We start from the raw sequence: 23808 nt of genomic DNA, 5'->3' as shown, positions 1-23808 counted from the left end.
CAAGCATCCGCCTCCTACGCCTGCGCACCTGATACTCTGCGCCAACAGGCTATTGAAAAGCCCCTTGCTGCCACCGCCGCTTTTGCCTACCCTTCGCCGGTCCCCGACGAAAAGAGCCGCCCATGTCGTCCATTATTCCTGCTCCACGCCCGCTTAATGCTCTCGCTTTTCTGGCCTGTCTCGCGGCCATTGTCGGAGCGCTCTATCTGCAACATGTAGATGGGCTCGAGCCCTGCCCGCTGTGTATTTTTCAACGGGTCGGCGTGATCGCCGGGGCCGTGATTCTGCTCATCGCCAGCCTGCATGGCCCGAAGAACATTGGCGTGCGCATCTATGGTGCCCTGACCGCCCTAGCGGCCCTTGGCGGCGGTGCAGTGGCCGCTCGCCACATTTGGTTGCAGAATCTGCCCGCCGATCAGGTGCCCGCCTGCGGCCCGGGCCTGGATTACATGCTCGACGTCTTTCCTCTGCAGAGTGTGCTTCAGCAAGTGCTGGCCGGCTCCGGCGAGTGCGCCGAAATGGATTGGTCCTTTCTGGGGCTGAGCCTGCCAGGCTGGTCCATGGTGGTGTTTGCCGGGCTGCTAGTGGTCGGGCTAATTCAGATGTTCCGCCCCCTGCCCCGCTGAGCCCGCCATGATTGATGGCTTGCTGATTCTCCTGCTGTTCCAGTTTTTCGGTGAGGTCATTATTCGCCTCACCGGCATTCCCTTGCCTGCCTCTGTGGTCGGCATGGTCCTGCTACTGTTGGCATTGCTGTTGAATGCCCCCTATACCCAGCGAGTAGCGCCTGCCGCCGGAGGTCTGATCAAACACATCAGCCTGCTGATTTTTCCGCTCGGGGTAGGCATCGTGCTGCAATGGCACCGCTATGAAGACTATGCGCTGGCACTAGGTGTTGCCGTGGTGTTGGGGACTATTCTCAGCATGATTGTGATCACATTCATGCTCAAAAAACTGCTCGGCGGCAAGCATCAGGAAGCCAGTAGCAAGCTCCATGGAGAAGACCATGGTGGCTAATTTAGATACCCTGGCCGAACTGGTGCATACACCGTTGTTTGGTTTGCTATTAACCCTGGCCAGCTACCGTTTTGCACTGTGGGTATACGGGCTCAGCAACAGCCTGCCCATTTTTCACCCGTTCCTGGTGGCGTCCATTCCAGTGATTATTGTGCTGCCGTTGGTCAACGTAGGCTACGAAGAATACCGCGAACAAACCCAGATGATTTCTTTTTTGCTAGGCCCAGCCACCGTTGCCCTGGCCTGGCCGCTGTACCGGCAGTTGCACACCGTGCGCAGCGTGCTCAAGCCCATTGTGGTCGCCACTGTTTTCGGCGCAGCCCTCTCTGCTGCCATTGCCGTAGGCTTGGCCTGGTGGCTGGGTGCACCGCCTGAAGTCGTGGGCTCGCTGGCGCCTAAATCCATCACTACACCGATCGCCGTGGAAGTGGTGAAATCCACGGGAGGGTATGTGTCGCTAGCGGCTGGCGCCGTGGCCATTACCGGCATCGTGGGCGCACTCAGTGCCGGCCCCATCTTTCGGTTGCTCAGGGTCACGGACCATCGGGTGAAGGGGTTTGCGCTGGGGCTGGTTGCCCACGCCATCGGCACCGCCCGTGCCTTCGAATACGGCGAGAAAGCCGGGGCCTTCGCGGGCCTGGCGTTGGGCTTGTGTGGGCTAGTGACGGCCATAGCCCTCCCCTGGCTTTGGCCCTGGGTAGCGCAATATCTATAGCGGCCCCACAGCCTGCACCCGTGTTTCACGCCCCGCAAAGCGGTTACAAAGCACAAAAAATACCCGCCTTATAAGAAATCCGTCTTTGCTCGCAAGTGGCTGACGTTAGGCTGTTTTTTCGTCCATTTGAGCTCGCCCATCAAAAAGGTCACTTTCTGACCATTGCCCCACCATCTCAACCCGTCCTAGTCTCAATAGCCCTGCTGAAGAATCACAACCACCGGCCGCCGAGCAGTTCACTGCCTGCCGGCCCAAGGCAGTCTCAGCCATTCACTAAGGAGGGAATACAATGGCGAGTTCAACATCTGCAGCATTGGCTCAATGGCAACGTATCGAAGCACTGGTTCAAGCTTGGCTGGATGAACGCCAGCAGCTGATTGTGCTGCTCTGCACCATGCAGGGCTTGAAAGGGCTTTCTGCAGTCCAACCCAACGATAACCCGCAACCCATACACCGTCAGGTTCAACGATTTTGCCAACTGTTGATGGATTACATCAGCGCAGGCTACTTCGAGGTATACCGAGAGCTAGTCAATGAAGCCCGGCATTTTCACCGAGACAACCCGACACTGACCCGGCAAATTATCGCCAAGCTGGACAGCTCCACTGATGCAGCTCTTGCCTTCAACGAAGATTTCGAGCATCCAGACCAGTGTTTGGCGCAACGGGATGTGTTGCCAGAACGCATCAGTGCGTTGATGGAAACCCTGGAGGAACGCTTTGCACTGGAAGACCAGCTGATCCTCAGCATCCATCAGCAAGAGCCGCCACAGCAACAGGCTACACATTAAAAGACGATATGTTGCGAGTGGGACGTTCCCCGGCATTACCCCATCAAAAAGGGCGCCCGAAGGCGCCCTTTTTGATGAAGCGTGAGACGGCGGGGTTTATTCCGCGTCATCACCACTGCCTTTCACATCCAGAAGCTCGATTTCGAAAATCAGCACCTGGTTGGGGCCAATGTCGCCACCGGCGCCTTGCTCACCATAGCCCAAAGACGGCGGCAGGACGATTTTCCATTTGTCACCTTCTTTCATCATGGGCAATGCTTGCTGCCAGCCTGGAATGATCTGCTGCAGACCGAAGGTAGCCGGCTTGTCACGCTCGACAGAGCTGTCAAACACGGTGCCATCGGGCAGAGTGCCATGGTAGTGAACTTCCACGGTGTCTTCCAAGGTCGGTGACGGTGCACCCTCTTCCCCTGAAGCCAGCACTTCGTATTGCATGCCGCTCTCGGTGACGGTAACCCCTTCACGTTCGGCATTGTCCGCCAGGAATTTTTCGCTAGCGTCCAGGTTCTTGCCAGCCTCTTCTTCCACTTTCTTCTGCTGGGCCGCCATCATGCGCCCCTGAAAATCACGAATCAGTTGATCCAGATCTTCGTCACCGAGACGAGACTCACCCTTCTCGTCAAAGCCATCACGCAGGCCAGCGACCATGGCATCCAGGTCCAGGTTCTCCAGGCTGCGCATTTGCTCTGCACTGCGGAAACCCAGTGCGTAGGACGCCTTTTGGTCATCCGTTTTCACTTCGGCATTGTCCTGACCACAGGCTGCCAGCAAGACGGTACCCGCCAACACGATTCCCAATTTTTTCATTCTGCCTCCAATTGGCCTACTGTTATTGTTTCTGTTGTGTCTCAAGCCCCTTGTCACCGCGCATTTCTTCCGCGCTGATGGTATCCGGAGCCTTCACTGTAATGGGTTCCACCGACACTCCCGGCGGCGGAATCTGGCCATACTGCCAGTTTCCATCGGGGTCACGCCAGCGATACAGCCCGGTCTGGCCCTTTTTTTCCAGCCAGGGCGACACGTTGCTATCGAACAGTTTTGCCGGCTGTTGCCAGTTCCGCTCCACATGTTGCCAGTCCAGTAGTGGTTTGCCGCCACCCAACGGCACTATAAACAATGCCGCCAGCACTGCTACCAGCAGCACGGTAATAATGAGCAAGAAGCGCATAATGCCGATTTCCCCTGTATTGAGCCTCTTCACGGGATCGAGTTCCCTATGAGAGCAAAATAACATCACAATTTACATCACTTGTCCCACTTTTGCGGTAGTGTTGAATTTGTGAGCACAACCACCCTTTCTTCCGACAGTCACTGCACAGGTATTTGGGGCAGGTGGAATCATACGAAATAACCATAAAGAAACAGTATGAACAGCGCACAGAATAGCCCATCGCCGGGGATCGGCTCCCACAACACATCGCGTTTGGTGATACTGGTCGCAAACAGCAAAGGGGGTTGCGGCAAGACCACCATCGCCACCAATCTGGCGTGCTACTTTGAAGCCTTAGGGCGCCCGGTGTGCCTGATGGATCTGGACCCCCAGCAATCTGCCACCCAGTGGCTGAAAATGCGCAAATCCGACATCATCCAAACCCTGAGCTGGCCCGCCGCTGAACCGATTTCTCTTGGGCGCTTGCAGCAACGTCTGGATCAAACCGGCAATCTGGTCATTATCGATTCTCCTGCCGGGCTGGATCCGCACCAGCTTGATCATTTATTACGACTCTCTCAGGTGGTGCTGGTTCCAGTATTGCCCAGCCCCATCGATATCCGCGCCACCACCCGCTTCCTGCAAAGTGTGATGCTAACGCCCAGCTACCGCCGCCGTCCCCGGCGGATAGCCGTAATCGCCAACCGGGCCCGTACCCGCACGAAAATGTACGAAGCGCTGCGCCAATTTCTGTCCAGCCTGAAAATTCCCTACCTGGTAACCCTGCGCGATACCCAGCTGTATGTGCAGGCCATGAGCCAAGGCGAAGGCATCATGGATACCGCCGTCTCCCGACACCTTGAAGACCAGCAACACTGGCGGTTGATTGGCGAATGGCTGGAGGTGCAACGGCACCTGATACAAACCATGCCGGGATTTCGGTAACAAGCAGCTATAAGCAACAAGCCTGAAGCTACAACGCAGGCCAGAGACGGTGCTGCACGATAACCACACGGCCCGCGAGAGTCAGTTGAACTTTCAACCTGAAAGGTTCAAAAGAGCACAACCCGGAATGTTTCCGATTCCCTCATCCACGCTTGTCGTTATTTCTGTTCAGCCAAATCCCGCATCGCGTCAATCAGCTTGCTCAAATCATCCGCTTCAATGACGAATGGCGGCATGATGTAGACCAGCTTGCCGAACGGACGAATCCACACACCCAGCTCCACAAAACGCGCCTGCACCTGCTCCATGGCGACAGGCTCCTTCATTTCCAGCACGCCAATAGCACCCAGCACCCGGGTATCGGCCACCGTAGGCAACGCCTTCAACGGCATCAGTTCGTCTTTGAGCTGAGCTTCGATAGCGGCCACTTTTTGCTGCCAGCCGGAATCCAGCAACAGCTGAATGCTGGCATTCGCCACGGCGCAGGCCAACGGATTGCCCATAAAAGTGGGGCCGTGCATCAATACGCCCGCCTCACCTTCACAAATGCCTGCGGCCACCTGGCGGGTGCATAACGTGGCGGCCAGGGTCATGTAGCCGCCGGTAATCGCCTTGCCCAAACAAAGGATATCCGGGCATACATCCGCATGCTCCAGTGCAAAAAGCTTGCCCGTGCGGCCGAACCCGGTGGCGATTTCATCAAAGATCAACAGCACACCGTACTCATCACACAGCGCGCGCACCGCTTTCAAATAAGTCGGATGGTAGATACGCATACCGCCGGCGCCCTGCACGACAGGCTCCAGAATCACCGCGGCAATTTCCTGGTGATGCTCCGCCAACATCTGCTGAATGGAATCCAGGTCCGCCGTATTAAAATCACTGTCGTAGGGGCACTGCGGCGCCTCCGCAAAATAGTGCTTGGCCAGCACACCACTGAATAGCGAGTGCATGCCGTTGACCGGATCACAGGCGGCCATGGCGCCAAAGGTATCGCCGTGATAACCGTTACGCAGGGCCAGCAATTTGTCCTTCCCGGTATACCCCTTACTCAACCAATACTGCAGCGCCATTTTGATTGCCACTTCCACAGACACCGAACCGCTATCGGCAAGAAACACTTTTTCCAACGGCTCGGGCGTTAGATCAACCAGTTTTTTCCCCAGTTCCACCGCCGGTTCGTGGGTCAACCCGCCAAACATCACATGGGCCATGCGGTCGATTTGATCCTTGGCTGCCTGATTCAGCACGGGATGGTTATAACCATGCACCGCCGCCCACCAAGACGACATACCGTCCACCAGCTCGCGGCCATCCTCCAGCATTAACCGCACCCCTTTAGCACTGGCCACGGGAAAAGTGGGCAGCGGTTTGGAGGTGGAGGTATAGGGGTGCCAGAGATGGTCACGGTCGAAGTCGAGATCGGTGGTCATTGGGTATATCCGGATAAAACGAGGGAAGACAGAATGGCAGCGGAGGGGGGAAAGTTCAAAGTTGAACGTTCAAAAGAGCGTCTGAAATGTGTGCCAAATCGTTAACGTTCCCGCCGCACCACCACTCCTCATTGCTGGCGGAACCAATGTCTTTGAACATATTGCGGTGCGGCTATAATCCGGTTCGGATGGCGCCTGCCCAACTCCCGCCATTGAATCCAGGGCTTTAAACTTTCAACTCAACCAATTGGCAAAGTGCGCTCTGCAATCCTTCGCACTGAGCCATTTCCGGCACCAACACCAATAACCAGCTCAGCGGGTCTACCGATTTGCCTGCCGGTAGCAGGTTATCGCACAAAGCGGGCAAGGTAGTCAGCAACCAACGCTCTCCCTCCAGCTCCACTTGCTGGAGTTGGCGCTTGAACTCGGGCAACCGGTCATCCTGCCCGGCCTTGCGACGCACCGCGCGCAGAGGGCGCAGGTAATCCGCTTCGAATTGCTCGGCCAACTCTGCCAGCCGCCGGCCGGTTCGGGCATCTGGCAGCTTTCCCGCCTCCGCCAGCCATAATCCGCACAGCAGTAATGACACCGGGACTTGATATTCATCCTGCAAATGCAGGCAGCCATTCTCAAACGCCTTGTCTTGCCAGCGCCCCAACGCAAAACGCCACAGATCCGTTTTTATTTTATTACTCACCGGCATCCCCTGATTTACCGCCCTCGGGCAGGTTGGTGCTTAAACAGGCCATCGCTTACACTGCGCCGGTTTCCTGCGTGTCTTTCACTGCGCGCAGGCCACCGTTTTCAGGCACAAAAAGGCTTACCATGCTGTCTCTTGAACATATCAACCTTCGCCGCGGCCCCGACTTGCTGCTGGAAGACGCTAACCTGGTCCTGCACAAGGGCTGGCGCGTAGGCTTGGTGGGCCGCAATGGCAGCGGCAAGAGCTCGTTATTTAAGCTTATCATGGGCGAGCTAGAGAGCGATGGCGGCAACATTAATTGCCCAGCCGACTGGCGTTTGGCCATGATGGCCCAAGAAGTGCCGGCACTGGACCAGCCCGCCATCGACTATGTTCTCGACGGCCACCATGGCCTGCGCACCGCGGAACGCAAACTGACCAAAGCGGAACAGGCCGGCGATAACCATGCCATCGCTCTGGCCCACGGCGAGCTGGATGCCTTGCATGCCTGGCAACAACCAGCCAACGCGGCCATCCTGCTAGCCGGCCTCGGCTTTAGTGAAGCCCAACAGCAACAACCGGTCTCCAGTTTTTCCGGCGGCTGGCGCATGCGCCTTAACCTAGCCCAGGTACTGATAAGCGATGCCGACCTGTTGCTTCTCGATGAGCCCACTAACCACCTGGATCTGGATGCCATCCTCTGGCTGCAGAGCTATCTGGTTCAGCAGCCCGGAGCACTACTCGTTATCTCCCACGACCGCGCCTTTCTGGATGCCATCGTCACCCAGATTCTGCACATCGAGCACAATAGCCTGAAGCAATACACCGGTGGCTATTCTGACTTCGAGCGTGAACGTGCCGAGAAACTGGCGCTGCAGCAAAAAATGCACGACAAGCAACAAACCCAAGTAGCCCACTTGCAGAAATTCATTACCCGCTTCAAGGCAAAAGCCAGCAAAGCCAAGCAGGCCCAGAGCCGGGTAAAGGCGCTGGAAAAGCTAGAACTGATCGCCCCCGCCCATGTGGATTCCGGCTTCAGTTTTGATTTCCACCAGCCAGAAAAACTGCCCAACCCTATGGAAAACCTGGACGCGGTGCAGTGCGGCTATCGCAATGACGGCATAGATACCGTGATTCTCGATCAGGTCACCCTGAGCCTGCGGCCGGAAAGCCGCATCGGCCTGCTGGGCCCCAATGGGGCGGGCAAATCAACGCTGGTACGCACCTTGGTCGGCGAACTGCCCGCCTTGGGCGGGCATTTTGAAAAAAACGACGACCTGAAAATTGGTTACTTCCACCAACAACAGGTGGATCGTTTGGATGCTAACGATACCCCATACCAGATGCTGTCGCGCTTCTACCCCCAGTGGAGCGAATCAGAATTACGCAGCGAGCTGGGCCGCTTCGGGTTTCAAGGCAATGACGTATTCGCGTCCATCGGGCGTTTTTCCGGAGGTGAAAAAGCGCGCCTGGCCCTGGCCATGATCGTTCAACAAAAACCCGCCTTGCTGCTGCTGGATGAACCGGCCAACCACCTGGATCTGGACATGCGCGAAGCGCTGACGCTGGCCCTGCAAGCTTTCGAAGGCGCGGTAGTGATGGTCTCCCACGATCGCCACCTGCTGGAAACCACCGTGGACGACTTCTTCCTTGTGGCCAACGGCAGTGTCAGCCATTTCGATGGTGATCTGGACGATTACGCTCGCTGGCTGCAACAACACCGCCGCGACGGTAAACCAGTGAAAGAAGAAAAACCCAGCGATGGGCAAGACCCCAAGGCCCGTCGCCAGCAAGCCGCCCAGCTACGCCAGCAGCTACGCCCGCTGAAAAAGCAGGTGGAAGCACTGGAGAAAAAACTGACCCAATGCAGTGACAAACTGGCCACCGTGGAAGACGGACTGGGCGATGACGCGCTATACACCGACGCCAGCCGCAAGGACGAGATGAACGGCCTGCTGGGTGATCAGGCACGTCTGAAGAAACAACACAACGATCTGGAAGGGGAACTACTGGACGCCATGGAAGCGCTGGAAACCGCCGAAAGCGAACTAGCCAGCGAGTGAGCCTACAAATCCACTAGCTTGGTCTGATACACCACCGGCCCGGTAGGCTGCCCCGTCGCCGAACCGCCATGGGGTTCCAGGCTGATCGCCAGGGAGCGGGATTGCCGCAATTGCCTTACCTGTTCATTGCTCAGTGTGACCCGCAACTCTGCCCCCTGGGTCGGTAACACCGACAGCGACACCGGCACTCCGGATTCCGGTAACAACCACAGTTCGAAATCCTGATCATGGCTTGCCGGCAACGTGGGCGGCAACGAGCGTAACATGAGACTATGATCTCCCCGGGACGCGTTCAGCACCCACAAAGGCTGAGCCTGCGCCCCCTGCACCACTCCGATCAGACCACTCACCGTGGCCTCCGGCGGCACCGGCGTCCAGATCAACAACGCCATCAAGCCCAGCACGGCAATGCCCGTGGTCCACCGCCAAGGCAGTGCCGGCTGCCACCACGGATCCGTTTTGGCATTGGCCGCAGGCGCGGCAACAGAAGACGGAAACAAACGGCGCTCCACTGCATGCCAGGCATCTGCCGGCGGCTGCATGCTGGGCACCGATTTATTGAACGGCTGCAAACGTCGCTCCCATAGCCAAACCTGTCGACGCAATTTCGGCGACACCATCATCCAACGCTCGAAACGCCTGCGCGCAGCACCGTGCAAGGTCCCCACCACATACTCTGCCGCCAGCGCATGGTTACGCTCGTGATTATCCGGCTTCATGGTCCCAGACACCGGCGCAATACACTGAGCCCGCGGCGCACCCAGCTTTTCGTGGTGCCCAGAGGCTGGCCCATGGCAACTGCCAACTCTTGGTGGGTAAACCCCCGGAAGTAGGCCATCTCAATACTGTTACGGTAGCGCTCATCCAGATCGCGCAAACAATCACTCAAACGCTGTCGATCCACCATGTCACTCGCATTCTGCATGGGCCCCGGCTTGTCGCAAGCATGATTCTGCGCCACCGAATCGAATTCCACATCGATACGCCGCCGACGCAGTGCATCCAGCCCCCGGTAGCGACAAATGGACATCACCCAAGTGAGCACCGAGCCCCGTTCCGCATGGTATTCACCGGCGTGATGCCACACCTGTATATAGGTTTCCTGCAGCACGTCATTGGCCTCGTCGTTATCACGCAGCAGTTGCATGCACTGCCCGTACACCGCACGGCTAGTTTGTTGATACAGGCCTGCAAAGGCAGCGCGATCTCCCTGCGCCACTTTTGCCAGCTGATCCACCAGCATGCCTTCCCTTGCTGCCATAACGAGGTTCTCCGGACGCGCCGTTGAGTAGACCTCCTTAATGACAGCTTACCTGTTAGTAATACGTGAAAAATCGCATAACGGATGTAGGAAAAACAAAATTTTTTTGCATCCAATAAGCGCTCTGCTACGTACCGTAGAGGACACAAATAAAAGGAGTGTTCGTATGTTACGCCGCCCGGTTCTCTTACCCGCGGTCTGCACCGCAGCCGCGCTACTCGCCAGCAGCACTACGCTGGCGTCCAGCCACCGCGAAGCCCCGTTCATTACCGGCATGCCCAAAGTCGATGGCACGGACTTCTACATGTTCAACAGCTATGAGTCCGGCCGTGATGGGTATGTGACCCTGATCGCCAACTACCTACCGCTACAGGATGCCTACGGCGGTCCCAATTATTTCTCCCTGGACGATGATGCCATTTACGAAATTCATATCGATAATGACGGCAACGCCATGGAAGACATTACCTTCCAATTCGAATTCAACACCGAACGCAAAAACGCCACGGTCAATGTGGGGGGCACTGACGTACCGGTACCACTGATCAACATTGGCGCCATCACCGCCAACGACACCAGCGCCCAGAACGTGCTGGAAAGTTACACCGTAAAAATGATCACCGGCGATCGCCGTACCGGTAACATGCAAAGCATCACCAATGCCGGCAGCGGCGAAGACACCTTTGCAAAACCAGTGGACAACATCGGCACCAAATCCATCGCCGATTATGCCACCTATGCCGATAACTTTATTTACGATGTCACCCTTCCGGACTGCCCCATGCCCGGCAAGGTATTCGTTGGCCAACGCCAAGAAGGCTTTGTGGTGAATCTGGGCGAAGTGTTTGACCTGATTTCCCTTGATCCACTGGGCGCCCGTGATTCGCGCAGCAACACCATCGGCGACAAGAACGTCACCAGCTTGGCACTGGAAGTGCCAGCCGACTGCCTGACCGGAGACAATACGGTAATCGGTGGTTGGACCACCGCCAGCATCCGCCAGGCTAGCGTAATCAACCCAGCGCCGCAGGGCTCCAGCACCACCGCCAGCGAGGAAGCCAAAGGTCCGGCGGTGAAAGGCGGCGCCTATACCCAGGTATCGCGCCTCGGCTCGCCGCTGGTCAACGAGGTGGTGATCGGTCTGCCCGACAAAGATCGTTTCAACGCCAGTGAACCCAAGGACGATGGCCAGTTCGCCACCTATGTGACCAACCCGAGCCTGCCCGCCCTGGTGAATGTGCTGTTCAGCGTACCCGCCCCGGAAACCCCGCGTAACGATCTGGTCACTGTGTTCCTCACAGGTGTCCCCGGTGTCACCCAGCTGCCCACCGTAACCGCCAGTGAAATGCTGCGCCTGAATACCGGCATCCCGGCCACCGCCGCTGGTGCCCAAGTCGACCTCGGTGTTGCTGGGGGGGACTTTGCCGGCTTCCCCAATGGCCGCCGCCCTGTGGATGACGTGGTCGACATTGCCCTTACCGCCGCCGAAGGCTTCCTCTGCGGGGCCGATGTGAACGGCGCCGATCCCGGTGGAGAAATCGGTAATTGCGGTACCCAAGACAGTCAGGTCAATGGCGGTGCCATCGTCAATGACGGCGCCCTGCCCGACCCCGCCGCTTACCTGACCATGTTCCCGTACCTGAACACACCGCTGCCCGGTGCCGATAACGTGGCCGCTGCGCCGTAACCGCGCGCCATCACAGGAGGACATCATGCGTTTATTACTGGCAACCACGGTTTCACTGGCCACCCTCGGGCTTGTTGCCTGCGGCGGTGACCATGACAACGATTCGCCGCCACCCAGAGCGAAAGCCACGGTGGACTACACAGCCTTTGTGAAAACCCAGCTGGCCGCCACCAGCGATACCACCGACCCGGTTAGCGTGAACAACCTGCGTTTCCGGAACCAGACCGGTAGCAACCAGGATGCCTATAATAGTGTCCTGGACTAACCCCCAAACAGGCCGCCGGTTTCCGGCGGCCTTACTCATTCTCTGCGGGGGGCTGCTGGCCGGAACGGCACAGGCAGCCCCCTACACCCCTGACACTAACGCCACGGTGTTGGCCACCCTGTCAGATTCGCAACAGGCACTGACACCCGCCAACCCACCACAAAACGAGGCCGATGCGCTACGCTTGGCCCGCACCCAAATTGATTACGGCCGCCAGCAGGGCGACCCACGCTTTCTTGGCTACGCACAACGCACCCTGGCCCCGTTCTCCCAACCACCGTCACCAGCGGTGAACCTGCTGTGGGCGGACATTGAGCAACAACGCCACCAGTTCACCCAGGCCCGAATTCGCCTGACCGCCCTACTGGAACAGCACCCGAATCAGGGCCAGGGCTGGCTGATGCTGGCTAACATTGAGCGGGTGCAAGGTCAGTTCGATGCTGCCCAGCAAGCCTGCCGTCAGGGCGCCAACAGCCTGCCGCCCACAACCGTGGTGTTATGCCAGGCCAGTGTGCAGGCCATGACAGGCCAACATCAGCAGGCCTACGCCATACTGCAGTCACTGGCCGACAGCCGTCTGGTCAGCGACACAACCCAGACCGTCTGGCTACAGACACTGATCGCCGAAATGGCCATTCAGCAGGGCGAACCGGAACGCGCACAGCAGGCGTTGGATACGGCGCTGGCCCTCGCTCCACAGGATGCCTATGCGCGATATCTACAAAGCGACCTGTGGCTTCAGGAAGGCAAACCCGACGCCGCGATTGAGAACCTGAAAAACTGGCAAGATCGTGACAATGCCTTGCTGCGCCTGGCCATTGCCGGCCAGCGTAGTCAGCACCCCCACGCCAACCAGTGGCAACAGGCCTACCAACAACGTTTGGAAGCGGCTGAAAAAGCCGGCCGCAGCGTGCATCAGCGCGAACTGGCCCGCTACCTGCTCCAGGTCACCTCCTCGCCCGACGAAGCCCTCGCGGTGGCCCAGAAAAACTGGGAACAGCAAAAGGAACTGGCCGATTTGCGCCTATTGCTCGCGGCGGCCACGGCCGCCAACAACACCGATGTCCGGGCCACCGTCCGGGATTTCATCGATAGCCACGGCGTCCATGACGCGGTTCTCCAAGCGCAATGGTCGGAGGCTCAACCATGAAGCATGGCTTGATACTGATGCTGCTTCTCGCCTGCGCCCCAGCGTTTGCCCACAAGCCCAGCGACAGCTACCTGACCCTGAACAGCACCTCCGACAGCCCGCAAATTGACGGCCGCTGGGACATTGCCTTGCGCGACCTGCAACTGGTAATCGATCTGGACAACAACAACGATGGCAACATCACTTGGGGCGAACTGCGCAGCCGTCAGCTCGAACTAGCACAGCAAGTCCTGCCGATGCTCACCGTTCAAGCCGGGCAAGGCGGCGCCCGCCAATCCTGCCCGCTCACGCTCACCGGCCTACAAGCCAATGACCATGTGGACGGCACCTACGCCGCCCTGCATTTCCAAGGCGACTGCGCCGTGGCGACAACACAGCTGGCTGTTCACTACCGTTTCCTGTTCGACCGGGACCCCAGCCATCATGGCCTGCTCAAGGCGAACCACGACGGCACCGAACTGGCGGTCACCTTCAGTGACAACCAACGTAGACACCTGCTCGATACCAGCCGCACTGGACAGTGGCACGCCTTTCAGGGCTTTGTGCATCAGGGTATCCACCACATCCTGATCGGTTACGATCACATCCTGTTCCTGCTCACCCTGTTGTTCCCCGCCGTGCTCGTCTGGCAACGGGGCCGCTGGCAGCCGGCGCCCACCATGCGCGGCGCGTTGACCCAGACCCTGGCCATCGTCACTGCCTTTACCGTCACCCATTCGCTAACCCTGGCACTAGCCACACTGGGCATCATCACACTGCCCGCCTGGCTGGTGGAATCCGCCATCGCCTTCACCGTCGCTCTCGGCGCCGCCGCCAATTTGCTGCCCGGGCTGTTCCCGAAACGCTGGATCATGGCCTTCGTGTTTGGCCTGGTTCACGGGCTAGGATTTGCATCGGTACTGGCGGACTTGGGGCTCATGGGCGACGGCATTTTATTGCCGTTGTTGGGTTTCAATATCGGCGTGGAACTGGGTCAGATCGCCATCGTGCTGCTATTTGTGCCGCTGGCCTATCTGTTACGGGATACAAAGCTGTACAAGCGTGTCTTTGTGCCGGTGGGTTCGGTGGCCATCATGGTGCTGGCCGGGGTCTGGCTGGTGGAAAGGCTTAGCTGATTTGCTGACAATAATATCCTCCTGCGCACCATAGAGGACTATCTAAAAGCGCTCCCGCCTCTGGCAAGGAAACGGTTTCGAGATACGAGAGGCTCGTCACTGAGAAGCCCTTCGCCATGTAGGCATGAGCTCTACAGATAGAACCGCGCGCACAAAAAAGCCGCCTTGGGAAACCAGGGCGGCTTTTTGAAGCTGAAAAACGCGAAGGCACGGAGCTGAATGTCAGATGGCCGACTACACGCCCGTCCGCGTTTTCACTTTCAACTACAACGTTTACAGCACTTCAATAATGGTAGCGTTTGCCGTCCCTAAGCCTTCACAGATAGTCAGCAGGCCGTACTTGCCACCACGGCGCTTGAGCTCATAGACCAGCGTACCCATCAACTTGGAGCCAGTGGCCCCCAGTGGGTGGCCTAACGCCTGGGCACCACCGTTCACGTTCATTTTTTCGTAATCCGCACCCAGCGCCTTCATCCAGGCCAATGGCACCGAGCCAAACGCTTCGTTCACTTCATACAGATCAATATCCGCCATACTCATGCCGGCCTGCTTAAGCACTTTCTCAGTGGCCGGGATCGGGCCTTCCAATACCATGGTCGGGTCAGAGCCCACCACCGCCATGGCATGAATACGCGCCAGCGGTGTCAAACCCAGTTCTTTAACCGCAGCCTCGCTGGCGATCATAACGGCGGAAGCCCCGTCCGTTATCTGGCTCGCGTTGGCGGCACTGATATGCCCCCCTTCCTGCAGAGGCTCTAGCGCTTTGATCGCGTCCAGCTCTGCTTCCCAGCGGATCCCTTCATCGACCACATGGTCTTCCTGAGAGCCGTCTTCCAGGGTCACCGGTACCGGGATGATCTCATCGCTGAAACGACCCTCTTGCGTCGCTGCAGCACCGCGCTTGTGGGAGTCATAGGCGAACTGGTCTAGCTCTGCTTTGCTTACTCCGTATTTTTCCGCCATACGCTCAGCCCCATGGAATTGGCTGAAGGTTGCACTGGGGTATCGCTTGCTGATTTCACCGGTAAACGGATTGCCCAGTTCTTTCACCGCAAGCACCGTGGAACCGATCGGCAGCTGGCTCATGGATTCCACACCCCCCGCAATCACCAAATCCTGAGTGCCACTCATCACTGCCTGGGCTGCAAAGTGGATGGCCTGCTGGGAAGACCCACACTGGCGGTCAATCGTAACCCCCGGCACAGATTCCGGTAGGCAGGAACTCATAATGGAAGTGCGCGCCACGTTAAAGGCCTGTGGGCCAATCTGGCTCACACAACCAAAAATCACGTCGTCGACTTTCTCCGGAGCCACCCCCGTGCGCTCTACCACTGCATCAATAACACGACCGCCCATGTCCGCCGGGTGTACCTTGCTCAGCCGACCGTTCTTTTTACCACCCGCGGTACGCACCGCCGCTACGATATATGCTTCTGCCACCGTACTCTCCTCGTCATCACAGTCTGTTGACTATCAGGTCATAAAGATGAAATCGAGGCTACGCCCCCTCCATAAGAAACCTCAATGACCAAAATGGGCCGCCGGGCGTGGATCTAGTCATTTCCGGGTCAACGCGAGTGTCGGGAAAATGAAGATATTCGATTACATAGCCAACAGTATCGTGAGCACTATGCACCTCCCTGCCCCCGCTAGGCTTGTTCACTAACATGTTGCAAAATTAACGACGTCAGTCCGCGGGCACTACCGAAATATTCCAGTAGCTCAATCGACAAATCCGGGAAGCGCTGACGGGCATCTTCTACTTGAGCGGGGATATCCCTTCCTACATGCTTACCCTTGTTAAAGAACAGGGGATACAGCTGCACCGTTTCCACCGGTTGATGTTCCAGCTGTTGAATCGCTTCGATCAATGAGGGGTTGGCGAGTTCGAGAAAACAGGGCAACACGGCCACATATTCTTGCCCGGCACCGGGGCCAGACTCTGCCACCGTATTCACCAGCACACGAAATTCATCGTTCGCCGTTTCACTGCGGCTGCCATGGGCCATGATCAATAAGGCTTTGGACATGATAGTTCCTTCGGAGCTGTTGAAAGTTGAAAGCTAAAAGCTGCAAGGGTTTCACTGAGCGCGGGTGTTGGCCTCGCTTGAATTTTTAACTTTCAACTTGCAACGCAAAGGCTTGCTCTATAACGATTGCGTGCCGGCGGGCCAGCGCCTCACGATCGTCATCGTAGCCGCCACCAATCACCGTTGCTATAGGAATATTCCGGCTTCGGCAACGGGCGATGACACCCCGGTCTCGATCGGCGATGCCTTGCTCAGAAATATGCAGCCGTCCTAACGGATCATGCTGGAAAATATCCACCCCGGCATCGTAAAGCACCAGATCCGGCTGCTCTGATTTCAGCAATGATTCCAACGTGGAAAATACCGTATCCAGATAATCCTGATCCGTCATCCCCAGCGGCAAACCCACATCCAGATCACTACGCATTTTGCGAACAGGAAAGTTTTTCTCGCAGTGAATGGAACACGTGAAAGCCCGAGGCTCATCCGCCAGCATGGCAGCCGTGCCATCGCCCTGGTGAACATCGCAGTCAAACATCAACACCTTGTTGACCACGCCCCGATCCAACAACTGGCGGCCCGCAAACACCTGATCATTGAAAATACAAAAACCGGAACCGAAATCGTAATGGGCATGATGGGTGCCGCCGGCTAGGTGGCAGGCAATACCATGTTCTAATGCCAACTGAGTTGTCATTAACGTTCCCATAGGCGCAATACAGGATCGCTTCAGTAAGGCTTCACTCCAGGGCAACCCCATGCGCCGCAACGCCTTGGCACCCAGCGTACCGTTCACCATGGCCGATACGTACTGCGGGCAGTGAGCCTGGCTTAATAGTGCGGCCTTGGCCCGACCGGGACGGAATTCGTTATCGACACACGCAATCCTGCGGCGCCGCAAATGGGTGTGTAATAGAGAAAATTTCTCCATGGGGAAGCGGTGTTTCCCAGGAAACAGAAAACTGTATTCGGGGTGATACACAAGCGGCAGCACGGGCGACCTGACAGGCTGTGGTAGGTCGCCGTATTGTGTCGTTTCAAAGATAAACCGGCAAATAACTCAGGATTCAGCGGAGGCCTTGCCCCCTTCACCCAACACCCGGTACAGAGTGACGCGAGACTGATACTGGTTATAAATCAGGTCGAGACTGTTCTGGCGGGCACTGTTAAAGCTGCTTTGTGCACTGAGCACATCCGTGAGTTCAGTTTCTCCTTCCCGATAACGAACCTGTGCTATTCGGTAAGCTTCCTCTGCTTGCCGATATGCCTCTCCACGGTACTGCTGCTGCGCGGCCAATCCCTGCACGTTACTCAGTGATTGTTCCACTTCTTGCAGAGCCACCAACAAAGTGCCCGTGTAGCTGGCCACCCGCTCTTCCCAAACAGCCTTGCTCTGGTCAATTCGTGCATCGCGGGCACCGCCATCGAACAGGGTTTGCGCCAACGACACGCCCAGGCTGTACACCGCATCGCCATTAAACAACGAAGACAGTGCGCTACTGGCATAACCACCATTGCCGGTGAGCGTAATAGAGGGCCAGTAGTCCGCCCGGGCGGCGGCCACGGAATAGTCCGCCGCCATCAAGCTGGCCTGAGCCTGAGCAACATCCGGGCGCTGGGCCAGCACCTGATCCGGTAGCCCGGCCTGAATTTCCGGTAATTGCAGGCTACTCAGAGCGCCACCGCCCACCTGGAATGCCTGCGGCATTTCGCCCACCAATACCGCCAGAGCATAGCGGCTCTGGCGAAGTTGATGACGCAGGGAGGGCAGCTGCGCCTCCACATTGGCGACCACCGTTTTCTGCTGAGCCAGATTCTGGGGAGAAACGGCACCGTTCTCTACCTTGGCTTGCACCACATCTAATACTTGCTGGGCCAGCGCCAGGTTTTCTTCTGACAGCGCCAGATTGTCCTGCAGGTATAACACCTGCAGATAGGTATTCACTACGCTGGCAATGACCGTGAGCTGCACGGTATCACGGCTGAACTGGCTCGCCAGCAGGGAAGCTCGCGCCACATCACGGCTATTGCGAAGCTGCCCCCACAGATCCAGCTCGTAACTGGCACTCAGTGAGGCGTTGTAACTTTCACTGCTTCCGCCCTCGCCAAATACACCGTTGCGGCTGCCACCGGCGCCCAACCCCAAGGTCGGGAACAATGCCGAACCCGCCTGGCCCAATTGCGCGTCAGCCTGCTCAACTCGCGCCGCCGCCACCAGCAAATCCGTATTGGCCGCCAGCGCCTTTTCCACCAGCTGATCCAGCTCCGCGCTGTTAAATTGTTGCCACCATTGCGGGTGGTTCACCATGGCCTCACTGGCCTGCTGCTGGTTGAGCCATTGCGTTGGCATTCCCTGTTCCGGAGCTTGCAGGCCGGACTGCATGGCACAGCCGGAAAGCAAAACAAATACCATCACCCACAACTGTTTATTGATTGCCTTAATCATTACTGAGCGCCTCCACTGGGTTTAGGCGCGCGGCCTTCAACGCAGGTGCAAAACCAAATAACAAACCGATTCCCGCAGCGCAGACAAAAGACACCACCATGACCGGCACGGAGAACACAATCGCCATGCCAAACAGCATCAATAACCAACTCACCAATCCCCCTATCACTACGCCAACAATGCCGCCCAAGGCCGATACCACCACCGACTCGGTAAGAAATTGCTGAAGAATATTGCGCTGTCTTGCCCCGGTAGCCATACGGATACCAATTTCATGGATACGTTCGGTCACACTCACCAACATGATATTCATCACTCCGATTCCGCCGACTAACAAGGAAATGGCGGCAATGGAACCGAGCAGAGCCGTTAAGGTGTTTTGGGTTTCCGACACCATTTCCAGCAGCGAGGCCATGTTGAAAACGCGCACATCCTGCTTGCCATGACGCTGGGTTAACAGCGCCACCGCAGCGGCTTCCGTGGCATCGATTTGCGTCACATCATCCACCGCTACCGTAATAGAGTTAAGATAGTTTTGTCCGAATAAACGCAGGGTTCCGGTGGACAGTGGAACAATGACCACATCATCCTGATCCTCCCCCCGATCACTGGCGCCCTGAGCGCTCATCACACCAATTACTTGAAAAGGAATACTGTCGAGTAACAGGAACTGCCCCAATGGATCACCCTCCGGAAACAGATTCTCTTTTACTGTCTGGCCAATCACAGCCACCGGAGAATAGCTCTTGAGATCCTCCTCCCCGAAAAATATTCCCTGCACAGGCTGCCAATCACGTAGCGATGGAAAATCTTCGTTCACCGCCTGCACACTGGTCGAGATATCCATACCATTGGCCCGGGCAGTCACATTCCCAGAAATTTCCGGTACCGCGATGCTTATATTAGGAAGGGACTCTAACGCTTGCGCATCCGCTGGCACCAAGGTGGCAATCACGCCATCCGCCACTCGTTGCATGCCCCGGTCCGGGCGAACGACTAGAAGATTGGTGCCACGCTCATTGATCTGTGCCACCACATCCTGTTTTGCGCCCTCACCAATCGCTAACATCACCACTACCGCACCAACGCCAATAACAATGCCAAGTAATGTCAGCAGGGTGCGCATCCAATTAGCACGCAAAGAACGCAAAGCCATAACAACCGCTTCCATCACCTCACCAGGATCCGGCATCACGGATTCTTTTGGCGGCGCTGACACTGGTTTGGCGCGCTCATGGAGATGATCATGATGTCGCGTATCGCTAATCAGGTTGCCATCATGAATCTCCACTACCCGGTCCGCATGGGCGGCCACCTTGGCGTCATGGGTAATCACAATAACGGTGTGGCCTTGCTCCGCCAGGCTGCGCAGCTGATCCATTACCGCTTCCCCACTGGCGCTGTCCAGCGCACCGGTGGGCTCGTCGGCAAGAATCACCTTGCCGCCATTCATCAAGGCCCGAGCAATAGATACCCGCTGCTGCTGCCCCCCGGAAAGTTGGCTCGGGCGATTTTCCAGGCGATCTTCAAGACCAAGATCCGTCAGTAACTGCTGCGCTCGCTGTTTGCGCTCTTCTCGGGGCACGCCTGCATAAATAGCCGGCAACGCTACGTTTTCCCACGCACTGGCGGTGCCAATCAAGTGATAACTCTGGAATACGAACCCAAACATTTCCCGACGCAACCAGGCCAGCTGGTCATGATCCATGGCCGTCACCGGTTGGCCGGAAAAGCGATATTCTCCGTCACTGGGTTGATCAAGACAGCCAAGAATATGCATCAGGGTAGATTTCCCCGAACCGGAGCTGCCCATAATGGCGAGAAACTCCCCCGCCTCAATGGACAAATCAATGCCGTGCAAGACTTCTACATCTTGATCCCCGGCAGGATAACGCTTGCGAATGTTACACAGTTCAATCAACGGCATTAGAACCGTCCTTGACGTGGCAGACTATCCTTGTTTTTTTTCAACGCGACATTGCCACCCGCCTGGCTCAACGTCACAACATCGCCCTCTTCAAGCCCCTCCTCAACCACGATACGAACGCGGTTGTCGATACCGGTTTTCACTGGTTGATCCTTTGGTTCCCCCTTGCTATCCAGCACCTGAACTTTCCACGCCCCTCGCCCCGCTCGCTTTACGGCAGCCATCGGCAAGCTCAGCACATCGCGGGCGGAATTAACCACGAAGAAAACCTGCGCGGTCATCCCCGACATTAACTGACTATTATCGTTAGCCACATCAAACTCAGCGGTGTACAGGACCACATTGTTCACCACTTCCGGCGTAGGCAGCACTTGCCGTAGCTCACTGTCGTAGCGCACCGTCTCATTGCCAAGGGTGTTGAAATAAACCGGCATGCCTGCGCTTAGTCGATGAACGTCTGCCTCGGACACTTCCGTAGAAATCGTCATCACGGACAGGTCAGCAATGCGCATCAGTGTCGGGGTGGTCTGGTTAGCGTTAAGCGTCTGGCCTTCACGGGCGTCCAGGCTCACAACCGTGCCACTGCGTGGAGCATAAATTTTCGCATAGCCAAGGGTCGCCTGATCGCCCTCTACACTGGCTTGTTTCTGACGAATCTGTGCTTGCAATACTTTGATCTGGGCACCGGTAATCGCCAAGGTTGACTCGGCACTTTGAAAAGCATCTTCACTGGTAGCATTCGCGTCACGCAAACGCTGCTGACGCTGATATTGAAGCTCAGCCAGATTCAACTCGGCCTGCCGCTGCTCTAACTGAGCACGTAACGCTTCCAGCTCAGCAAGGCCCGCATCTACTTGCGTTTGCTGCACGGAGGCGTCAATTTCAGCCAGCAACTGCTCCTCCTCCACCGAGTCCCCTACATCCACATACAAATGCGTCAACTGCCCTGAGACCTGCGCACCCACATCCACATAATCCCCCGGCTCCAGGGTGCCCAGCGCGGTGACCAGTTCCTCCACATCACCACGCTCCACCGTGGCGGTTTCCCACTGCGTGGCCGGCGCCGACGAAAAGCCCCAGCGCCAACCGGCGAACAACAGGCATACGATTAAAACAACAACGAAAAGAACCGTTTTCGGGAAACGACGAATCCAGCGAGGCATGGGCAATTCCACAGACCAGTAATGATGGTGAGGAATATAACGGGAAATGTTGCAAGAAATGTGGAGAGAGGAAATTGCGAGTTCAAAGTTAAAAGCGCGAACAGCGCTGTGCCACGCAGCCAGAACAACCCCGTGGTCCCGGGAAAAAGAATCGCGGTACTACAGTTTCTAATGTGGCTCTGCCACCGAGCCACGCTTTTCACGTTTCAACGTGGAACGTTGAACTAGAGCAACCACTCCATCCCATGGCGGACCTGGTTACGGGCGTTTTCAGTGATGACCTCGCCGTGGGCCAGGCTGAGTTTTTCAAAGGGCCACTCGAGGATTCGGGTCACGCTGGCGCGGGCTTTGCGCCGGTTCAGATACACCAGCCGTAAAACCGGATGCCAGCCCGGTGATTTCCACAGGCCTCCCAGTTTCAAATACCAGCGAGTGAAGCCATGGTCGCATTGATGGAAGTTTTCAATCAGATCGGCGGCAATTAGCGTTTTACTGGAACAATAATAGAACACCGTCTCGTGTAACATGGATCCTTCGATAAACACCAACTCGAAATCATCCCCCCAGTCTGGATGCGGGGTTTGCGAGAGCACCGCATCCAGTGCCAGATCCTTGCGCTTGCTCGCCAGTTTTGCCGGGCCGTGCAGCACGGCCTGGGGGTAACGCTGTTTCACTTCGCCGGCAAACACATGGTGAAAAAGGTTCGGGCAAACGATATGCGCCACTTCACCTAACGCCGCCAGTTCCCCGGCCAACGCATCGTCCACCGGAACCGGGGAGTGCAGCAACAAACCACCCGAAGACAATTTGACCACAGTCATCCGAGCGCCCACATGCAGCCCCATAAAGTGATGGGGAATGGCATAGGCCCAGACATTATTGGCAACCACTTCAAGTAACGGCACAGCTGACTCCTGAACGGGATATGCACTCAGGATACCTGCTTGACCCCGGTGATACAGCCTATTTGCGTAACGGTTCCAGCAAACCTTCCGTACCGTCCATTTTCAGCATCAGCGCCAGTGCCATCAGCCGGCCCAGCTCGCCTTTCGGGAAACCCTTCTTGGTAAACCACAACAGGTATGGCTCGGGCAGATCGATCAATACCCGGCCGGCATATTTGCCGAAGGGCATGGTGCGTTCAATCAGGGCGGTCAGGTCTTCCTGTTTAAATTCCATAGGGCTCATCTTGATCACAGTGGAGAGGCAGAGACATAAGCTGCCCAACTCGGTGCAGCCTACCGCCCTGCCTTCTCATCGCCAACAACAATAGCCACTTGCTCACGACGTACCGCACCCGCTCTCTTCGGCGGATTCGTTCCGAGCCTGGCGCAAAATCGATACGGCGCTGTGGGTAAACAGGCCCGCAATGGCCACTGCCACCAGCAGGTCTGGCCAACGGCTGTCTAGCCATACCACCAGGGTGCCGGAGATCAGCACAGTCAGATTGGCCAACGCATCATTGCGCGAGCACAGCCAGGCGGATCGAATATTGGCGTCCCCCTGCCGGTGGCGCAGCAATAACAGCGCACTAATCACATTGGCCGACAGCGCCAAACTGGCTACGCCCATCATCAGCTCGCCCTGCGGCGCACTGCCCTGCACCAGCGCCCAAATGCTGTTCGCCAGCACGATCACGCCCATCAACAATAACGACACCCCCTTGATACGGGCTGCGCGTACCCGCCAGGCCACCGACTGTCCCAACGCCCACAGGGTTAAACCATAGGTAGCGGTATCGCCCAGAAAGTCCAGCGCATCGGCCTGCAATGCCCGCGAATCCGCCAGCACCCCAGAGGCCGCCTCCACCACAAACATCACCGCATTAATCGCCAACACGATCCATAGCACTCGCTGGTAATCTGGTGCCGGGTTTTCCACTATCTCGTGATCACAACAACCCATATTGTTTCTCCACTCTCTTTGGGCCCGACATGGCAGTGGCAAACGTCTATTGCTGCCGGTAGCG

The 23808-nt window shown here is 57.1% G+C and carries 25 protein-coding genes; 10 read left to right on the top strand and 15 right to left on the bottom strand.

The annotated features are described in order from the left end of the window. The first annotated feature begins 122 nt into the window (after positions 1-122). From ABNH10_RS12685 to rsd, 4 genes are all read left to right on the top strand, one after another. Entirely contained in the window at positions 123-626 is a 504-nt protein-coding gene (locus ABNH10_RS12685; RefSeq protein ID WP_349386278.1) for a disulfide bond formation protein B, read from the top strand. Positions 627-633: 7 nt separating this feature from the next. Next, a complete protein-coding gene (locus ABNH10_RS12680; RefSeq protein WP_349386277.1) occupies positions 634-1017 on the top strand; it encodes a CidA/LrgA family protein in 384 nt (127 codons plus the stop codon). Then, positions 1007-1732 carry an LrgB family protein gene (locus ABNH10_RS12675; RefSeq protein WP_349386276.1) on the top strand — a complete coding sequence of 242 codons (726 nt, stop codon included), beginning with the start codon at positions 1007-1009 and terminating at the stop codon, positions 1730-1732. Before ABNH10_RS12680 ends, ABNH10_RS12675 begins: the two co-directional genes overlap by 11 nt. Positions 1733-2021: 289 nt before the next feature. Beyond that, on the top strand, positions 2022-2522 hold the full coding sequence (gene rsd, locus ABNH10_RS12670) for a sigma D regulator (RefSeq protein ID WP_349386275.1): 501 nt from the start codon (positions 2022-2024) through the stop codon (positions 2520-2522). A 96-nt stretch (positions 2523-2618) separates the two neighbouring features. On the opposite strand, the gene bamJ is transcribed toward rsd, so the two are convergent. Together bamJ and ABNH10_RS12660 are read right to left on the bottom strand one after the other, a co-directional pair. After that, positions 2619-3329 (bottom strand): BamJ family beta-barrel-assembly machinery protein, encoded by a 711-nt coding sequence (gene bamJ / locus ABNH10_RS12665; RefSeq protein WP_349386274.1) that lies wholly within the window; start codon positions 3327-3329, stop codon positions 2619-2621. A gap of 22 nt (positions 3330-3351) precedes the next feature. Beyond that, a complete protein-coding gene (locus ABNH10_RS12660; RefSeq protein WP_349386273.1) occupies positions 3352-3690 on the bottom strand; it encodes a DUF4124 domain-containing protein in 339 nt (112 codons plus the stop codon). Between the two features lie 198 nt (positions 3691-3888). On the opposite strand from ABNH10_RS12660, the gene ABNH10_RS12655 reads away from it, so the two are divergent. After that, a complete protein-coding gene (locus tag ABNH10_RS12655) occupies positions 3889-4617 on the top strand; it encodes a nucleotide-binding protein (protein ID WP_349386272.1) in 729 nt (242 codons plus the stop codon). A gap of 158 nt (positions 4618-4775) precedes the next feature. On the opposite strand, the gene bioA is transcribed toward ABNH10_RS12655, so the two are convergent. Together bioA and ABNH10_RS12645 are read right to left on the bottom strand one after the other, a co-directional pair. After that, positions 4776-6050 carry an adenosylmethionine--8-amino-7-oxononanoate transaminase gene (bioA, locus tag ABNH10_RS12650; RefSeq protein ID WP_349386271.1) on the bottom strand — a complete coding sequence of 425 codons (1275 nt, stop codon included), beginning with the start codon at positions 6048-6050 and terminating at the stop codon, positions 4776-4778. A gap of 226 nt (positions 6051-6276) precedes the next feature. Next, positions 6277-6753, bottom strand: coding sequence for a TIGR02444 family protein (locus ABNH10_RS12645; RefSeq protein ID WP_349386270.1), 477 nt, complete (start codon positions 6751-6753; stop codon positions 6277-6279). 122 nt (positions 6754-6875) lie between these two features. On the opposite strand from ABNH10_RS12645, the gene ABNH10_RS12640 reads away from it, so the two are divergent. Next, the gene (locus ABNH10_RS12640; protein ID WP_349386269.1) at positions 6876-8795 is read left to right on the top strand and encodes an ATP-binding cassette domain-containing protein; all 1920 of its coding nucleotides are present in this window, start codon (positions 6876-6878) and stop codon (positions 8793-8795) included. A gap of 2 nt (positions 8796-8797) precedes the next feature. On the opposite strand, the gene ABNH10_RS12635 is transcribed toward ABNH10_RS12640, so the two are convergent. Continuing rightward, a complete protein-coding gene (locus tag ABNH10_RS12635; RefSeq protein ID WP_349386268.1) occupies positions 8798-9514 on the bottom strand; it encodes an anti-sigma factor in 717 nt (238 codons plus the stop codon). After that, complete coding sequence (locus ABNH10_RS12630) at positions 9511-10056, bottom strand: sigma-70 family RNA polymerase sigma factor (RefSeq protein WP_349386267.1); 546 nt, start codon at positions 10054-10056, stop codon at positions 9511-9513. Before ABNH10_RS12630 ends, ABNH10_RS12635 begins: the two co-directional genes overlap by 4 nt. A gap of 166 nt (positions 10057-10222) precedes the next feature. On the opposite strand from ABNH10_RS12630, the gene ABNH10_RS12625 reads away from it, so the two are divergent. From ABNH10_RS12625 to ABNH10_RS12610, 4 genes are read left to right on the top strand one after another with little or no spacing between them, the layout of a single operon-like run. Then, positions 10223-11743 carry a DUF4331 domain-containing protein gene (locus tag ABNH10_RS12625; protein WP_349386266.1) on the top strand — a complete coding sequence of 507 codons (1521 nt, stop codon included), beginning with the start codon at positions 10223-10225 and terminating at the stop codon, positions 11741-11743. Positions 11744-11768: 25 nt separating this feature from the next. Then, positions 11769-12008: a hypothetical protein gene (locus ABNH10_RS12620; RefSeq protein WP_288367881.1), complete on the top strand. Its 240-nt coding sequence runs from the start codon at positions 11769-11771 to the stop codon at positions 12006-12008. Continuing rightward, entirely contained in the window at positions 11995-13158 is a 1164-nt protein-coding gene (locus tag ABNH10_RS12615) for a tetratricopeptide repeat protein (RefSeq protein WP_349386265.1), read from the top strand. The genes ABNH10_RS12620 and ABNH10_RS12615 overlap by 14 nt, the downstream gene beginning before the upstream one ends. Beyond that, positions 13155-14273 carry a HupE/UreJ family protein gene (locus ABNH10_RS12610; protein WP_349386264.1) on the top strand — a complete coding sequence of 373 codons (1119 nt, stop codon included), beginning with the start codon at positions 13155-13157 and terminating at the stop codon, positions 14271-14273. The genes ABNH10_RS12615 and ABNH10_RS12610 overlap by 4 nt, the downstream gene beginning before the upstream one ends. Positions 14274-14546: 273 nt before the next feature. Here the strand turns inward: ABNH10_RS12610 and ABNH10_RS12605 are convergent, their stop codons facing one another. From ABNH10_RS12605 to ABNH10_RS12565, 9 genes are all read right to left on the bottom strand, one after another. After that, the gene (locus ABNH10_RS12605; protein WP_349386263.1) at positions 14547-15713 is read right to left on the bottom strand and encodes an acetyl-CoA C-acetyltransferase; all 1167 of its coding nucleotides are present in this window, start codon (positions 15711-15713) and stop codon (positions 14547-14549) included. A gap of 209 nt (positions 15714-15922) precedes the next feature. Further along, the gene (locus ABNH10_RS12600) at positions 15923-16303 is read right to left on the bottom strand and encodes a sirohydrochlorin chelatase (protein WP_349386262.1); all 381 of its coding nucleotides are present in this window, start codon (positions 16301-16303) and stop codon (positions 15923-15925) included. An 85-nt stretch (positions 16304-16388) separates the two neighbouring features. Continuing rightward, positions 16389-17234, bottom strand: a complete 846-nt coding sequence (locus tag ABNH10_RS12595) for a histone deacetylase family protein (RefSeq protein WP_349386261.1) — start codon at positions 17232-17234, stop codon at positions 16389-16391. A gap of 129 nt (positions 17235-17363) precedes the next feature. Next, positions 17364-18749, bottom strand: coding sequence for an efflux transporter outer membrane subunit (locus ABNH10_RS12590; protein ID WP_349386260.1), 1386 nt, complete (start codon positions 18747-18749; stop codon positions 17364-17366). Further along, a complete protein-coding gene (locus ABNH10_RS12585; protein ID WP_349386259.1) occupies positions 18742-20676 on the bottom strand; it encodes a MacB family efflux pump subunit in 1935 nt (644 codons plus the stop codon). Before ABNH10_RS12585 ends, ABNH10_RS12590 begins: the two co-directional genes overlap by 8 nt. Further along, positions 20676-21839 carry an efflux RND transporter periplasmic adaptor subunit gene (locus tag ABNH10_RS12580; RefSeq protein ID WP_349386258.1) on the bottom strand — a complete coding sequence of 388 codons (1164 nt, stop codon included), beginning with the start codon at positions 21837-21839 and terminating at the stop codon, positions 20676-20678. Before ABNH10_RS12580 ends, ABNH10_RS12585 begins: the two co-directional genes overlap by 1 nt. Positions 21840-22063: 224 nt before the next feature. After that, the gene (locus ABNH10_RS12575; protein ID WP_349386257.1) at positions 22064-22744 is read right to left on the bottom strand and encodes a DUF4336 domain-containing protein; all 681 of its coding nucleotides are present in this window, start codon (positions 22742-22744) and stop codon (positions 22064-22066) included. A 58-nt stretch (positions 22745-22802) separates the two neighbouring features. After that, positions 22803-23018 carry a DUF3820 family protein gene (locus tag ABNH10_RS12570; RefSeq protein ID WP_035458987.1) on the bottom strand — a complete coding sequence of 72 codons (216 nt, stop codon included), beginning with the start codon at positions 23016-23018 and terminating at the stop codon, positions 22803-22805. 102 nt (positions 23019-23120) lie between these two features. Beyond that, the gene (locus ABNH10_RS12565) at positions 23121-23744 is read right to left on the bottom strand and encodes a cation diffusion facilitator family transporter (protein WP_349386256.1); all 624 of its coding nucleotides are present in this window, start codon (positions 23742-23744) and stop codon (positions 23121-23123) included. Positions 23745-23808: the final 64 nt, after the last annotated feature.

It is taken from the genome of Alcanivorax sp. (assembly GCF_040119285.1).
Taxonomy (GTDB): domain Bacteria; phylum Pseudomonadota; class Gammaproteobacteria; order Pseudomonadales; family Alcanivoracaceae; genus Alcanivorax.
This window is presented reverse-complemented; position numbering and strand designations above follow the sequence as displayed.